The organism is Hominimerdicola aceti, assembly GCF_025567495.1.
GTDB lineage: Bacteria > Bacillota > Clostridia > Oscillospirales > Ruminococcaceae > Hominimerdicola > Hominimerdicola aceti.
Genome location: NZ_JAOQJZ010000001.1, coordinates 249285 through 263124 on the forward strand (window position 1 = coordinate 249285; position 13840 = coordinate 263124).

The window sequence follows — 13840 nt, forward strand, 5'->3', positions numbered from 1 at the left end:
ATTTCTCCTTTTCTTCTTGACCTTTATTGTTTTGCATTAATGCGCAGAAATTAGTGATGGAATAATCTTATTCCAGTGAATGCCATTGCCATGTTGTACTTGTTGCAAGTCATGATAACATGATCGTCCCTGATAGATCCGCCCGGCTCGGCAATGTAAGCCACACCGCTCTTTTTAGCTCTCTCGATGTTGTCGCCGAATGGGAAGAAAGCGTCAGAACCAAGGCAAACGCCTGTGTTCTTTGCAAGCCATTCCTTCTTTTCAGCCTCAGTGAGCACCTCAGGCTTTACCTTGAATGTGTTCTGCCATACGCCCTCAGCCAGTACATCATCATGCTCGTCAGAAATGTAAACGTCGATAGCGTTATCTCTGTCAGGACGTCTTATGTTGTCAACGAACTGAAGTCCCAGAACCTTTGGGTGCTGTCTGAGCCACCAGATGTCAGCCTTGTTTCCTGCAAGTCTTGTGCAGTGTATTCTTGACTGCTGACCTGCACCGATACCGATAGCCTGACCGTCCTTTACATAGCAAACGCTGTTAGACTGTGTGTATTTAAGTGTGATAAGTGAGATAACAAGATCAGTTTTCTTGTCCTCAGGGATCTCCTTGTTGTCTGTCACGATATTTGTGAGCATATCATTGTCTATTTTCAGCTCGTTTCGACCCTGTTCAAAAGTTACGCCGAAAACCTGCTTTCTCTCAATAGGTGCAGGAACATAGTTCTCATCTATCTTGATGATGTTGTATGTACCCTTTCTCTTTGACTTGAGTATCTCAAGAGCCTCGTCAGTGTAGCCCGGTGCAATGATACCGTCAGAAACCTCTCTCTGGATCATCTTTGCAGTGCAAGCGTCACACTCGTCAGAAAGTGCGATAAAATCGCCGTATGATGACATTCTGTCAGCACCTCTTGCTCTCGCATAAGCGCTTGCAAGTGGAGTAAGCTCGCCCAGATCGTCAACAAAATATATCTTCTTTTCGACCTCGCTCAAAGGCTTGCCGATAGCAGCGCCCGCAGGTGAAACGTGCTTGAAAGAAGTTGCCGCACACATACCTGTAGCCTTTTTAAGCTCTCTTACCAACTGCCAGCCGTTGAATGCGTCAAGCAGATTGATGTAACCGGGCTTGCCGTTGAGTACCTGGATAGGAAGATCCTTGCCCTCCTCCATAAATACTCTTGACGGCTTCTGATTAGGGTTGCAGCCGTATTTCAAAAGCATTTCATTTGCCATAATTTTTACCTCCTGTTTATATGAATAAGCCTTAATCCATTGCAAATATTGCCACTCCTGCCATTACTGCCACAAGCAGTACCGCAGCGAATGAGATATAGAAAAGCAGTATGAGCCTGCCCTTGCTTTTCTCTTTAACGTCCCACTTTTTCGAGGGGATACTTGGTCTTGTCACACCCATTATTATGGGCATGATTAGCAGATATCCAAGCATACCGAGTATAAGATTTATGCTCGGCGTATCGTCCATATTCTTCATGAGCAGAAAAATAGGTATCACAATAAGAATGTGCGCCAGCACCATGAATACTCGCCATATCCTGCGCTGTTTTATCTTTTTGTCCCTTATGCCGTTGAGTTCTTCCTCAGAAGCTTTTCTCTTTAGAAATTCTTCCTGCCTGAGCCTTACTTCTTCAAGCTTCGCCTCATCAACTATCTTGACCGTCCTGGTGCCGTCGTCAATGTAGTTCTGAGTGCCGCAGTAAGGGCAGTAGACGATCTTCTTATCGTCCTCTATCGTTATTTCACCGCCGCAGTTTTTGCACTGAAGTGCGATAAGTTCCAACTTGCTCCCCCCTGACTATTTGATGAAACGTAAGTAAAGCTTGCCCACTCCGAAGAATATCGCAGTGAACGTGATGTAGAAAAGCACCGCAGTTTTTATCCTGCCCATGCCCCCAGCGTTCCTCGGTTTAATAAGCGCCATTATCACAGGCAGAGCCACCCATAAGCATATGGAAGCGATTATTGCAAATACAGACTGATACATCACCGCACCGCTGAATACAAGCGTGAATATAACGTGCAAAACGATGCAAGCTATTATCCACCCCTGCTTCTGGGAAGCGTTTTTGTATCTGCCGCTCGCTTCTTCGTCACGAAGCTTCTTGTCAAAGTCCGATACCTCTTTGTTGAGCTTTATCTCTTTGAGCCTAGCCTCGTCAATGACGTTTATTATCCTGTTTCCGTCATCAAGAAGTATCTGTGACCCGCAGTATTTGCAGAACGTCTTTTTCTGCCCCTCGTGAACTTCAAGCTCGCCGCCGCATTTGGGACATTTTAATGCAACTAACTCCATTTTTTTTATACTCCTGCTTCGCTATAGGATATTACTTGCTGTACTTATTAACGATCTTAGAAACAGCCTTGCCGCCTGCGATATCAATGTATCTTACAAACAGCGATACCTTGTTGTCCTCGTTGAGTGCTTCCCAAAGCTTGCCGGTGAACTCCTCGATATCGTTAGGTATCTCCACCTTCTTAGGCTCGCCCTCAAAGCTTGGCAGAGGATTGCCGTCACCCATGTAAGTGTGGATAAAATGACCCACGCCGTCAAGAGGGTTGGTGTATGTGTAAGTAAATCTCTCGCAGCAGTCAGGGTTGCCGTCAGCGGACTTGAGTATGCTCATAGCATAATTATATGCGCCGTTCTCAACGTGCATGATACCTGAAATACGAGGAGTGTAGTTTGGAGCGTCGTCCTCATACTCTCTCGTTCTCAGAGATTGCTCAAAAGTCTGCTGCTTGTCCATAAGCTCGTAGATAGTGTCCGTCTGATCGCCGTTTGTAACGATAGTCTTGTTTCCAAGCACACGAACAGGGGAGTATATAATAAGGTGTGGGTCAGAAAGCTTGCTAGGGTCAGCAGCTTCTGTCTTGATGCCGTCCTCAGTTTCCGTGAAAACTCTGTTTCTGGAATTAACACTTCTGCCCATGATAAAATAAGCAGTCACAGCACTCTTTCCGTCAGCAGACTTGCCTATTACTATTCCTCTGCCCGGATATGAGTTGCTTTTAAGCTCGTCATAAATATTAAGGGTCTTCATATCTTGTCCTCCATAATTTTTCTCAGTCTTTAAGGTCAACGTAAGCCTTGCCGTCCTTAATGCTTATCCTGTCCTCGCAGAACAGCGAAACCGCCTTAGGCAAAAGCTTCCATTCAACGTTTTCCATTATCTTCTTCTGTAAGCTTTCAGGCGTTTCGTCATTTGCAACATCTACAGCGCCCTGCAAAATAATAGCACCGGCATCAGCCTTTTCGTTTACAAAATGTATAGTCGCACCCGATACCTTTACACCATATTCAAGAGCCTTTTCGTGAACTCTAAGTCCGTAAAAGCCCTCGCCGCAGAATGACGGTATCAGCGCAGGGTGAACGTTTATTATCCTGTAAGGATAAGCCTTTGTAACGCATTCGTCAAGAATGACCATAAATCCGGCCAGCACCACAAGGTCAGCACATTGTCTGTTCAGCTCCGCCAGTATAGCCTCGCTGTAACTCTTGCTGTCAGCATATTCCTTTCTCGGAATAATGACAGTGCCGATACCTGCATTTTTCGCCCTCTCCAGAGCATAAGCACCCTCCTTCGAGGATATAACGCAGGTTATCTTGCCGTTTTTTATAATGCCGCTTTTTTCAGCGTCAATAAGCGCCTGTAGGTTTGTTCCGCCGCCCGAAACAAGAACGCATATCTTCTTCATATCTCTTTACCCTTAGCAGATGATAACGCCCATGTCAGAGTCAACAAGTTCGCCCAGAACGTAAGCCTCTTCGCCTGCCGCCTTGATAGCTTCGATAGCCTTGTCAGCGTCAGTCTTGTCAACAACAACAGTCATACCAACGCCCATGTTGAATGTGTTGAACATATCTCTCTCAGGAATGTTTCCTGTCTTTGCGATAACGTCGAAAATAGGAAGCACCTGAACGTCGCTTCTTGCTATCTTAACGGAAAGACCGCTTGGAAGTGAACGTGGAATGTTCTCATAGAATCCGCCGCCTGTGATGTGAGATATAGCCTTTACCTTAACAGAGTCAAGCAGGCTCATGACAGCCTTTACATATATCTTTGTAGGTGTGAGAAGTGTCTCGCCCAGTGTCTTGCCAAGCTCGTCATAGTGAACAGAAAGAGTCTTTTCGTCAACACTGAATACCTTTCTTACCAGTGAGAAGCCGTTTGAGTGAACACCGCTTGACTTGATAGCTATCATAACGTCACCGGCCTTCTGAGTGCTTGGGTCAAATATCTTGTCCTTGTCAACAACGCCAACAGAGAAGCCTGCAAGGTCATATTCGTCAACAGGGTAGAAACCAGGCATCTCAGCCGTTTCGCCGCCGATAAGCGCACAGCCTGACTGTACACAGCCCTCTGCTACTCCAGAAACTATCTGAGCTATCTTCTCAGGATAGTTCTTGCCAACAGCGATGTAGTCAAGGAAAAACTGTGGCTTTGCGCCGCAGCAGATAATGTCGTTTACGCACATTGCCACGCAGTCGATACCAACTGTGTCATGCTTGTCCATAAGAAAAGCTATCTTGAGCTTTGTGCCAACGCCGTCTGTGCCTGAAACGAGAACAGGCTTTGTGATACCTGTCATGTCAAGCTCAAACAGACCGCCGAAGCCGCCGATGCCGCTGAGAACACCGCTCGTCATGGTCCTTGCAACGTGCTGCTTCATAAGCTCAACTGCCTTGTAGCCTGCCGTTACGTCAACGCCTGCTTCCTTGTAGCTGTTTGAAAAACTGTTTGTATTCATGATAAAATATCCTTTCAGTTATTTACTTCTTTTCCGATATCTTCGATTCAAATTTGTCCTTAGGCATATCCTTAGGAACTTCGATAGGGTATTTCTCTGTAAAGCAGCCTACGCAGAAATCACACTTTGAATTTCCCGCAAGCTTTTTAACGCTTTCAACACTGAGATATCCCAAGCTGTCTGCACCGATATATTCGCATATTTCTTCATTGGTCATCTTGCAGGCGATAAGATTTTCCTTGCTGTCTATATCCGTTCCGAAATAGCATGGTGCAATGAATGCAGGGGAGGAGATACGAACGTGAACTTCCTTTGCACCTGCGTCCCTCAGCAGCTTGACGATACGTCCCGAAGTCGTTCCTCTGACGATACTGTCGTCTATCATAACGACCCTCTTGCCCTTAACAGTGCTTGAAATAGCGTTGAGCTTTATCTTGACGGAGTTCGTCCTCTCTGTCTGGCTAGGCTGAATGAACGTCCTGCCTATGTATCTGTTCTTGATAAATCCGATGCCGTATGGTATGCCGCTTTCCTGAGAAAATCCCAGCGCAGCGTCAAGTCCCGAGTCAGGCACGCCTATGACAATATCAGCGTCAACAGGGTGTTCTCTCCAAAGATATTTTCCTGCCCTGAGCCTTGCCATGTGAACGCTAGACCCCTCGATAACAGAGTCAGGTCTAGCAAAATATACATATTCAAATACGCATATAGTACCCTTTTTACCACAGTGAGTCGTGATAGAGTTCACACCGTTTTTGTCAATAACTATCATTTCACCTGGTTTAAGATCTCTTATGTATTCAGCGCCGATGCTGTCAAAAGCACAGGTCTCCGACGCTACCACATAGCCGTCGTCTATCTTTCCGAGGCAAAGGGGTCTGAAGCCGTCAGGATCTCTCGCCGCAATAAGCTTTGTCGGCGACATAACGAGCAGCGAATACGCACCCTTTATCCTGTACATAGCTTTTTCAAGCGCCGCCTGTATAGACGGTGCTCTAAGACGTTCCTCGGTTATGGCGTATGATATGACCTCAGTATCATTTGTGCTGTGGAATATCATGCCCTTGTTTTCATATTGCTCTCTAAGTTCTCTTGCGTTAGTAAGATTTCCGTTGTGAGCGATAGCCATAGGACCCTTTATGTGACGAACAACAAGCGGCTGAGCGTTTGAAGCATTGCAGTTGCCTGTGGTCGAATATCTCACATGACCTATAGCAATATTGCCCTTGCCGAGCCGTTCGAGAGTTTCCTTGTCAAAAACCTGATTGACAAGACCCACGTCCTTGTGATAGCTGAACACGCCGTCGTCGTTTACAACGATACCGCAACTTTCCTGACCTCTGTGCTGTAATGCGTAAAGAGATACATAAGTCTGAGCCGCAACATCGCTTGTCTTGTTAGTATAAATGCCGAAAACGCCGCATTCTTCATGGATACCTGTTACCAATTAAATCATTCCCTTCCGTTCCAGCAGTAGGTGCAAAGCTCACAGCTTGGCAGACCCACAGCCTTTACAGTGCCTTCAAGCGATTGGAATTCAACAGAGGTAAGTTTAAGTCTTCTGCATATCTCGTCCCTGAGGAGCTTGCCACGCTCAGTGCTTGAATCGCTGTATTCTTCAATGTATTTAACTCCCTCGATACCCTCGTTCTCATCAATGATCTGTCTTGCGATAAGTTCAAGCTCCGAGGTGCTGCGTGAAAAGTTAAGATACTTGCAGCCATACATGATAGGAGGACAGGCTGATCTCATGTGGACTTCCTTTGCACCGTTCTCATAAAGAAACTCAACAGTTTCCCTCATCTGAGTTCCTCTGACGATACTGTCGTCAACGAACAGAAGCTTCTTGCCCTCGATAAGTTCGTGAACAGGTATAAGCTTCATCTTCGCAACTCTGTTTCTCATAGACTGGCTTGTTGGCATAAAGCTCCTAGGCCACGTAGGAGTGTACTTGATGAATGGTCTTGCAAAAGGTATGCCGCTTTTGTTTGCATATCCTATAGCGTGAGGAACGCCCGAATCAGGTATTCCGCAAACGAAATCAACGTCAGGGAGCCTGCCGTTTTTCATATCGTTCTCTGCCATTATCTCGCCGTTGCGTGTTCGCATAAGCTCCACGTTCACGCCCTCATAGCAAGCGGTAGGGTAGCCGTAATAAGTCCAAAGGAAAGTGCAGATCTTTTTCTTGTCTGTACCCTCGCTGAGGATATTGTAGCCGTCCTTGGTTATCTCGGTTATCTCTCCCGCCTTTAGTTCGTGACAGGTGGAGTATCCAAGCTTCTGATATGCAAATGATTCAAAAGAAAAGCAATATCCGTCAGAACGCTGTCCTATTATAATAGGAAGCCGTCCGTCCTTATCTCTGGCAACGATCATCGACTTGTCTGTCATTATTGCAAGTGACATCGTGCCTTCTATCTTGTCCTGTGCGTATCTTATGCCGTCAACAAAGCTGTTCTTCTGTGCGATCAGCGCACCGATAAGCCCTGCGGAATTGATAGCGCCGCTGCTCATTGTTTCAAAGTTTGCGCAGCCCTTTTCAAGCAGTTCGTCAGCCAGTTTAGCGGCATTTTGTATTACACCGATAGAGCACACTGCGTAAAGTCCTAACTTGGAGCGTACCATTATCGGCTGAGGATCTGTGTCGCTTATGCAGCCGATACAGATGTTTCCTCTCATTTTGTCAACGTCTTTTTCAAATTTAGTACGAAATGGTGAGTTTTCAATGCTGTGAATATTTCTCTGAAAGCCAAGCTCAGGGGAGAATGAAGTCATTCCGCCCCGCCTTGTGCCTAAGTGTGAATGATAGTCGGTCCCGAAGAAAACGTCCTGAATACAGTCATTAGCTGAAACAGCTCCGAAAAAACCGCCCATAGATATTATTCTCCCATTACTCTCTTTATCATCTCATGGTAAGCCTCTTCAACGCCGCCCATGTCTCTTCTGAATCTGTCCTTGTCGAGCTTCTCATGTGTCTTAGAATCCCAGAAACGGCAAGTATCAGGTGAGATCTCGTCAGCAAGAAGTATCTTTCCGTGGAATCTGCCGAACTCGATCTTGAAGTCGATAAGGTCAATGCCGATGTTCTTGAAGAAGCCAAGCATGAACTCATTTACCTTGAAAGCATACTTTGTGATATCCTCGATCTCTTCCTCAGTAGCAAGACCAAGACCAAGAGCATAATACTTGTTGATGAATGGGTCGCCAAGCTCGTCGCACTTGTAGCTGAACTCAAGTGTAGGCTGCTTGAGCTTTGTGCCTTCCTCGATACCGAGCTTCTTTGAGAAGCTTCCTGCTGCAACGTTTCTTACGATAACTTCCAGCGGAACGATCTCGACCTTCTTAACGATAGTCTCTCTGTCAGAGATCTCCTCAACAAGATGAGTAGGGATACCCTCTTTTTCAAGAAGCTTGAACATATAGTTTGTCATTTTGTTATTGATAGCACCCTTGCCAACGATAGTGCCTTTCTTCTCGCCGTTGAAAGCAGTAGCGTCGTCCTTGTAATCAACGATAACAAGATCAGGGTCGTTAGTAGCGAATACTTTCTTAGCCTTGCCCTCATAGAGCTGTTCTGTCTTTACAATGTTTTCCATAGATTTATTCCTCCATAAATTTATTTACATTATTTATATGATACACCGAAAACATATCCACTGCCGTTTTAATATGTAGGGGCGAACATCGTTCGCCCGCCGACAGCAGAACTTCCCCGATATATCAAATATAACATACAGCCGAGCTATATGTCTGTATCAAAAAATCAAAGCGCAGCAAGCTTGTCCTGTAAAGCCTTGTCCTTAGCCACAACGCCGTCTATCATATCCTGCTTAGCCTTTTCAAGCTTCTCAGCCAGACCCTCGTCAGAAAGAGCGAGCATCTGAATAGCAAGTATAGCAGCGTTCTTAGCGCCGTCAACTGCGACAGTGGCAACAGGGATACCGCTAGGCATCTGAACGGTAGCAAGCAGAGCGTCCATGCCGTCGAAGTTAGCACCCTTGCAAGGGATACCGATAACAGGAAGCGTTGTGTGACCTGCAATAACTCCCGCAAGATGAGCCGCCATTCCGGCAGCGCAGATTATAACTCCGAAGCCGTTTCCCTTAGCTTTGTCAGCAAAATCGCTTGCAAGCGCAGGCGTTCTGTGAGCAGACATAACGTGACATTCGTAAGGAACACCGTAAGCTTTAAGTTCAGCAACAGCCTTGCTGACAACAGGAAAATCGCTGTCAGAACCCATTATTACCGCAACTTTTTTCATAAATTTATACCTCCAAGTAAAACAAAAAATTACAAATAAAAAACTGCAACAATGGCGTTGCAGTTTTAGTCAGTGCATAATTAGATCGTTAGAGTGCAAAAAATCAAGGCAGGACGCAATTATACTTAAAGACCTACCCATAAAAGAATATGTAATTGATGAAAAACAGCACATTTCAGTCATACATCTCTCCTGAATACATACAAAAAATACTGCACAATATTACCAGACAGTAAAGCGGAGCAAAACTGTCTGCGAAAGCTTTTTTACTGATTTTTTCCATAACAGTATACAAAGCCTTACAATAATATTGTACAATATTTATAGATAAATTTCAACACATATTTATATAAAATTTATATCAATTAATCTTTGATTTATTGTGAAATTTGTCTACATTAACTTTTTGTTCAGAAAATACTTGTATCAGTGATCTGACCGTTTGACAAGCTGTTGACGAAACCACGCATTTCCTCTTTGGAGCGAATACAGTGTGCCGAGTCGATTATCTGCTGTCTTTGAAGCGGATCCAGCTTAGCAAAGTAAGCATATGCCGCAGGCACCTGAGCAAGAGCCATAGACAGCCCCAGCGGCAATTCCTGCCCGTGAGCAAAAGAGTTGTTTTTCATTTTTATCACCTCCGCATATATTATTTCCCGGGCAATAAAAATAATAAACCCTTACGATCTTATATGTGATACTGCACAATTTATCACTCCGTAATTTGTGCAAACAAATGATTTATTTTTTAATTTGGCAACATTTCTGCAATTGTTGCATTTTTTTATGCAACAAAAGTGGTGATTTTCGGGATAAGTATAAGGATATTATCCCAAATCGAATATCCTGCAAGGTAGCAGTGTATGAGGAAACATTCTGAGGGCGTGAGTTAGGTGAACACGATGAGAGGTTCTGATCGCACAGAAAAGCACTTCCTGCACCTTGTTTGAAGCTTGAAAATTGAATAAAAATCGTACAAAACCACAAAATTACGGCAACAAATCTGTAGGGGCGAACAGCGTTCGCCCGTCGAAGAAACAAGTCCACGATTACAACCATTGTAGGACAGAACAAAAAACTATCCTATCATGCTTGTAAGGGCTGGCGCCCTCGACAGCCCGCTCGAAGTGACGAGGTTTGAATTTACCATAAAGTCATGCAGATGTACAAAGACGTGCGAGGGGGTCGGGACGTCGGATTTCTGCAAAGCAGAAATCGCTCCGCTGGGTCATTCCTTACTTCATAGGAATATTATTCTTTTCCAAATCAGTTGACAATCTTTTGTTAATATGATATAATTATTTTGTTAATTTTTTGTCGATTTATCAGTTAATCTGAGGTGTATTAATAAATGGATAATCTTTCTAATATAAGTGTGATAAAAGATGTTCTCGCAAGACACAATTTCACTTTCTCCAAGGCTCTCGGTCAGAATTTCTTAGTGAATCCCTCCGTTTGCCCCAAGATAGCCGAAATGGGCAATGCAAAAAAAGGCTTCGGCATAATCGAGATAGGCACAGGCATAGGCGTTCTCACAAACGAGCTTGCCAAGCGTGCCGACAAGGTGGTGGCTATCGAAATTGACGACAGGCTTATGCCGGTCCTTGCAGAAACTCTTGCAGAATATGACAATGTGAAGATAATAAATGCCGACGTCATGGAAACTGACCTCCATAAGCTTATTGCCGAGGAATTTCAGGGCATGGACGTTGCCGTTTGTGCAAATCTGCCTTACTATATAACCTCGCCCATATTAATGATGCTCCTTGAAGAACGTCTGCCCATAAAGTCTGTTACTGTCATGGTGCAGAAAGAAGCAGGCACACGTCTTTGTGCCCCTATGGGTACAAGAGATATGGGAGCAGTCACAGTGGCAATAAATTATTTTTCTGTACCGAAACTGCTTTTCAACGTATCACGAGGAAGCTTCATGCCCTCGCCTAATGTTGACAGCTGCGTGGTGAGGTTTGATATCCGTGATAAGACCCCCGAGGGCGTGACGGACGAAAAGTTCTTTTTTAAAGTCGCTAGGGGAGCATTTTCACAGCGAAGAAAGACCCTCTCAAATTCCGTATCATCATCAATGGGCATAGATAAATCTATAGTAAATCAGGCGATAGAGCAAAGCGACCTGCCTGCCTCCGTCCGTCCTGAAGCTCTTTCCATGGAACAATTCATAACCTTTTCCGAAGCCCTTAGAAAGCTTGTCTAATTATACATATTTTTGTACAATTAGACTTCATTACTTGCAGGGGAGCGGCTCAGTTTCTGCAAGCAGAAATGCGACGTCCCATTTCGTTCGCCCGTTGCTCGGCAACTATCCCGAATTTCAACAGCAGATTTTCATGACGTTGAAAGTTATGAGATCTGTCCGTAAATTTGGTCAGTATTTCAATTTCAAGCCCATATTGCGACACCTTTCGCTTGATAGTCCTGCTAAAATGTAATTATTACATTTTGGAAACATAGGACGTGATAAGCAATGGAAAAAATACGGCATACGGCAAAATTTCATACCTCAGGCAAAACGAATGTACTTATGGCTGTTTTATCGGCGGCAGCAGCGTTTGCGGCAAGCTTCGGAAAGATCTTAGGCTTCCCCTCGTCAATGAACGTGGCGGTTGCAGTGCTTTCGGGAACTAATGTGATACCTGCTTTTTTAGGCTCTGCACTTGCATATTTTGTAAACGGAACATTCTCAGAGGGTATCGTTCAGCTTTGTGCGATACTTGTTATAGGGGCGGTAAGGCTTGTGATGCCATCTGCTGACCATAAGGACGACCCCGTTTTTGTGTCGCTCCTCACAACAGGATCAATGCTTCTTTTCAGCTGTGTAATGTCGGTGGCAATGCCATCGGATACATATACGGCTTCACTGCGAATGATAAGCTCTCTCATGTGTGGCTGTGTTGTTTTTATTGCACTGACCGTAAAACGTCAAAAAAACCGAAGCGGTGTTTTTGACCTTACAGGAATAAACGGAGTTTTCACAGCTATACTTTATATTATGTTTATCTCGACCATCACTGCCGCACCGCTCTGTGTGGTGAACCTGGGCAGGATAGCAGGCACTTTGTTTATGCTTATGGCAGTGCGAAAGTATAGAAATATAGGCGGCGCAGTTGTTGGTGCATTGACCACCTGCGGTGTACTCCTTTGTACTCCGTCACTTGCGAGAAATACACTTTTGCTTGCCACGTCAGGACTTATCTGCGGAGCTTTTCTGCAATTTGGGTCTCTTGTGATAGTGCTTGTTTTCCTTGCAGTTTCACTTGTGAGCCTTGTGGCAATGGGCGTGAACGGTGATACATTTTCAATGTTTGCTGATTTGCTTATAGGCTCTGTGCTTTTTATCGCACTGCCTGTTCCTGTGATAAAAAGGGTGGCAAAAAAAGTGGTGGGAGTGAAAAATTCCGTTGACCTTGTAGGGCAGACCACTTCTTCAAAGCTCAATATGGCTTCGAGAACTCTGGGCGGTATCAGAGGTCAGCTTACAATGGTCACTGCGGCGATAGATAAACGCTCAAAGGAAGCTACACTGTCAAAGCGTGTACGATCTGTTGTTTGTACCGATTGCGATATGTATTCAGTGTGCAGTAAGCGTTGTGTACAGCTTGATGACAGCTTTTCAAAGCTTGAAAGCATAGTCTGTACATATAATAACCTCAGCCTTGACGACGTTGAAAAGCATTTGGGAGGCTGTGTGAGAAAGTCGCTTCTTTGCAAAAGCTTCAATGAGTTGTATACCGACTTTGTGGCAGAACGTGCCGACAGCATGAGAGTTCGTGAAATGCGTGAGTTTTTAAGCGAACAGCTTTCCTCCATGGAGGATATCTTATCCGACCTTTCTTTCAGGGCAGGTCAGGTGAGAAGCGTTGATCCTCAGCTTTCAGCAAGAGTAAGGGAGCATTTCTCAAACCTTGGCTATCCAAATGTGAAAGCCTGCGTTTACATAGACGAAAACCTTTGCCAGCGTGTGGATGTTTTTATAACTGCTCAGTTCAGGGGTGATCTTGTAAGGCTCACAGCAACGCTTTCAGAAATGATAGATTATGACCTTGATATGCCAGTGATAGTCAAGGTGGATAATATAACCAGAATGTCCTTCGCGGAAATACCGAAATTCACAGTTGATATAAAAAGCTTTTCAGCTTCGTCAAGCGGAGAATATTCGGGGGACAGCTTTGAAGTCTTCGATTCAAGCGTCAACGAAAAGTATATCGTCCTTTCAGACGGCATGGGAACAGGAAAAAGAGCAAGACTGGATTCATTGTTTTCCGTAAGTCTTGTTACAAGGCTCATACGATCGGGAATGTCTATGCAGACAGCTCATAGGCTTATAAATTCCATGCTCAGAGTTAAGGGCTGGGAGGAATCTTTTGCGACCCTTGATATAATGCGGCTGGAGCTTAATGGCGGAACGGTGCAGTTTCTGAAATCTGGTGCGGCGCAAAGCTTTCTTTTCCGTGACGGCGGTCTTAAAGCTATCGGCGGACAGGCTTTTCCTGCTGGGATACTTGCGGAGTGTACTCCTGATGTGAGCGAGCTTAAGCTCTTTGACGGGGACGTTCTGCTTATGACCTCAGACGGTGTCGAGGACGCTACAGCACGAGAGATACTCCGCTGTAACGGAATGAACGCTCAGGAGATAGTCACGGCGCTTGGCGCAAAGGCGCTTGCTCAGCGAACAGGAGGCAGGCGTGACGATATAACTATTATTGCCGCAAAAATTTCACTTCGTGACGAAAATGAAAAATGAATGTAAATGACTTTGCCGACTTTTGCCTGCAATTTTTTACTTTTGTATACTTTG

General features: G+C 44.9%; 13 protein-coding genes. 2 read left to right on the forward strand and 11 right to left on the reverse strand.

Features of this window, described 5'->3' with window-relative positions; translation table 11 throughout:
- Positions 1-50 precede the first annotated feature (50 nt).
- The 11 genes from OCV57_RS01340 to OCV57_RS01390 form a co-directional block, all read right to left on the reverse strand.
- Positions 51-1268: a phosphoribosylaminoimidazolecarboxamide formyltransferase gene (locus OCV57_RS01340; protein ID WP_267300339.1), complete on the reverse strand. Its 1218-nt coding sequence runs from the start codon at positions 1266-1268 to the stop codon at positions 51-53.
- On the reverse strand, positions 1264-1797 hold the full coding sequence (locus OCV57_RS01345; protein WP_267300256.1) for a TFIIB-type zinc ribbon-containing protein: 534 nt from the start codon (positions 1795-1797) through the stop codon (positions 1264-1266). Before OCV57_RS01345 ends, OCV57_RS01340 begins: the two co-directional genes overlap by 5 nt.
- A 15-nt stretch (positions 1798-1812) precedes the next feature.
- Positions 1813-2310, reverse strand: coding sequence for a TFIIB-type zinc ribbon-containing protein (locus tag OCV57_RS01350; protein ID WP_267300257.1), 498 nt, complete (start codon positions 2308-2310; stop codon positions 1813-1815).
- A gap of 31 nt (positions 2311-2341) precedes the next feature.
- Positions 2342-3058: an IMP cyclohydrolase gene (locus OCV57_RS01355; protein WP_267300258.1), complete on the reverse strand. Its 717-nt coding sequence runs from the start codon at positions 3056-3058 to the stop codon at positions 2342-2344.
- Positions 3059-3080: 22 nt separating this feature from the next.
- The gene (gene purN, locus OCV57_RS01360; protein ID WP_267300259.1) at positions 3081-3713 is read right to left on the reverse strand and encodes a phosphoribosylglycinamide formyltransferase; all 633 of its coding nucleotides are present in this window, start codon (positions 3711-3713) and stop codon (positions 3081-3083) included.
- 12 nt (positions 3714-3725) lie between these two features.
- The gene (purM, locus tag OCV57_RS01365; RefSeq protein WP_267300260.1) at positions 3726-4766 is read right to left on the reverse strand and encodes a phosphoribosylformylglycinamidine cyclo-ligase; all 1041 of its coding nucleotides are present in this window, start codon (positions 4764-4766) and stop codon (positions 3726-3728) included.
- Positions 4767-4788: 22 nt separating this feature from the next.
- Positions 4789-6213 carry an amidophosphoribosyltransferase gene (gene purF, locus OCV57_RS01370; protein WP_022287348.1) on the reverse strand — a complete coding sequence of 475 codons (1425 nt, stop codon included), beginning with the start codon at positions 6211-6213 and terminating at the stop codon, positions 4789-4791.
- Positions 6214-6218: 5 nt separating this feature from the next.
- Complete coding sequence (locus tag OCV57_RS01375; RefSeq protein WP_267300261.1) at positions 6219-7640, reverse strand: amidophosphoribosyltransferase; 1422 nt, start codon at positions 7638-7640, stop codon at positions 6219-6221.
- 5 nt (positions 7641-7645) lie between these two features.
- A complete protein-coding gene (gene purC / locus OCV57_RS01380) occupies positions 7646-8362 on the reverse strand; it encodes a phosphoribosylaminoimidazolesuccinocarboxamide synthase (RefSeq protein WP_022287346.1) in 717 nt (238 codons plus the stop codon).
- A gap of 167 nt (positions 8363-8529) precedes the next feature.
- The gene (gene purE, locus OCV57_RS01385; RefSeq protein WP_117956406.1) at positions 8530-9027 is read right to left on the reverse strand and encodes a 5-(carboxyamino)imidazole ribonucleotide mutase; all 498 of its coding nucleotides are present in this window, start codon (positions 9025-9027) and stop codon (positions 8530-8532) included.
- 410 nt (positions 9028-9437) lie between these two features.
- Entirely contained in the window at positions 9438-9656 is a 219-nt protein-coding gene (locus OCV57_RS01390) for a YdeI/OmpD-associated family protein (protein WP_267300262.1), read from the reverse strand.
- Between the two features lie 722 nt (positions 9657-10378).
- Here OCV57_RS01390 and rsmA point away from each other — a divergent pair.
- Both rsmA and OCV57_RS01400 read left to right on the forward strand, forming a co-directional pair.
- Positions 10379-11239 (forward strand): 16S rRNA (adenine(1518)-N(6)/adenine(1519)-N(6))-dimethyltransferase RsmA, encoded by an 861-nt coding sequence (gene rsmA, locus OCV57_RS01395; RefSeq protein WP_118161714.1) that lies wholly within the window; start codon positions 10379-10381, stop codon positions 11237-11239.
- Positions 11240-11509: 270 nt separating this feature from the next.
- Complete coding sequence (locus OCV57_RS01400; protein WP_267300263.1) at positions 11510-13786, forward strand: SpoIIE family protein phosphatase; 2277 nt, start codon at positions 11510-11512, stop codon at positions 13784-13786.
- The last annotated feature ends 54 nt before the right edge of the window (positions 13787-13840 follow it).

Bases quoted from the DNA above. Each gene is read 5' to 3' on its own strand.
- OCV57_RS01350 (WP_267300257.1), bottom strand. From the start codon at position 2,310: ATGGAGTTAGTTGCATTAAAATGTCCCAAATGCGGCGGCGAGCTTGAA.
- purM (WP_267300260.1), bottom strand. From the start codon at position 4,766: ATGAATACAAACAGTTTTTCAAACAGCTACAAGGAAGCAGGCGTTGAC.
- OCV57_RS01375 (WP_267300261.1), bottom strand. From the start codon at position 7,640: ATGGGCGGTTTTTTCGGAGCTGTTTCAGCTAATGACTGTATTCAGGAC.
- OCV57_RS01355 (WP_267300258.1), bottom strand. From the start codon at position 3,058: ATGAAGACCCTTAATATTTATGACGAGCTTAAAAGCAACTCATATCCG.
- rsmA (WP_118161714.1), top strand. From the start codon at position 10,379: ATGGATAATCTTTCTAATATAAGTGTGATAAAAGATGTTCTCGCAAGA.
- purE (WP_117956406.1), bottom strand. From the start codon at position 9,027: ATGAAAAAAGTTGCGGTAATAATGGGTTCTGACAGCGATTTTCCTGTT.
- purN (WP_267300259.1), bottom strand. From the start codon at position 3,713: ATGAAGAAGATATGCGTTCTTGTTTCGGGCGGCGGAACAAACCTACAG.
- OCV57_RS01390 (WP_267300262.1), bottom strand. From the start codon at position 9,656: ATGAAAAACAACTCTTTTGCTCACGGGCAGGAATTGCCGCTGGGGCTG.
- OCV57_RS01400 (WP_267300263.1), top strand. From the start codon at position 11,510: ATGGAAAAAATACGGCATACGGCAAAATTTCATACCTCAGGCAAAACG.
- purC (WP_022287346.1), bottom strand. From the start codon at position 8,362: ATGGAAAACATTGTAAAGACAGAACAGCTCTATGAGGGCAAGGCTAAG.